Genomic DNA, 804 nt, shown 5'->3' on the forward strand with positions numbered 1-804 from the left:
ATAAGAGGGGGCTTGCCCCCGATTGCAGTGTCAGTAAACACCTTCTTCACTGAAACACCGTCTATCGGGGGCAGCCCCGCTCCCAGCATTTGGATCTTCATAATGTTTGAGTAAGGTGATCGTCTACTGGCTCTGAAATGTCTTGTCGCATATGCAGCGCCATCACACAGCCATCAATCAATTTTCCTACGTCATCGAACCGCTTAAGCTATCCGGCGTCTGTTTAATGTCCGTTGCGTTTGGCCGAAGGCATGTCCGAACCGTAATTTCTGATCCAGCACGTGCCAGGAACGGCGCGGGATTTGCTCACGACAGGTTGTCTCTATGCACCGCAGGAATTTGCTCAAAGCCTCCATGGCCATTGCGGCCTACACCGGTTTGTCCGCCAGCGGCCTGCTGGCCGCGCAGGCCTGGGCAGGGAACCGTGCCGCCGACGGCAAGGCCGTGGCGTTCGACTTCGACGCACTGAAGGCCCAGGCCAAGCAGCTTGCCGGGACCGCGTACAAAGACACTAAGCAGGTGCTGCCGCCGACCCTGGCGACCATGACCCCGCAGAATTTCAACGCCATCGGCTACGACGGCAAGCATTCGTTGTGGAAAGAGGTGAACGGCCAGTTGGACGTGCAGTTTTTCCACGTCGGCATGGGTTTCAAGACGCCGGTGCGCATGCACAGCGTTGATCCGAAAACCCGTGAAGCTCGCGAGGTGCACTTTCGCCCTTCGCTGTTCAACTATGAAAAAACCACCGTCGATACCAAACAGCTGACCGGCGACTTGGGTTTCTCCGGTTTCAAACTGTTCAAG

General features: G+C 56.6%; 1 protein-coding gene. It reads left to right on the forward strand.

The genetic code is table 11. The annotated features are described in order from the left end of the window. Positions 1-324 precede the first annotated feature (324 nt). A partial coding sequence (locus tag IQK56_RS30400) for a glucan biosynthesis protein (RefSeq protein ID WP_193901967.1) occupies positions 325-804 on the forward strand: 480 nt, incomplete at its 3' end.

The sequence above is a fragment of the Pseudomonas cyclaminis genome (assembly GCF_015163715.1).
Taxonomy (GTDB): Bacteria; Pseudomonadota; Gammaproteobacteria; order Pseudomonadales; family Pseudomonadaceae; genus Aquipseudomonas; species Aquipseudomonas cyclaminis.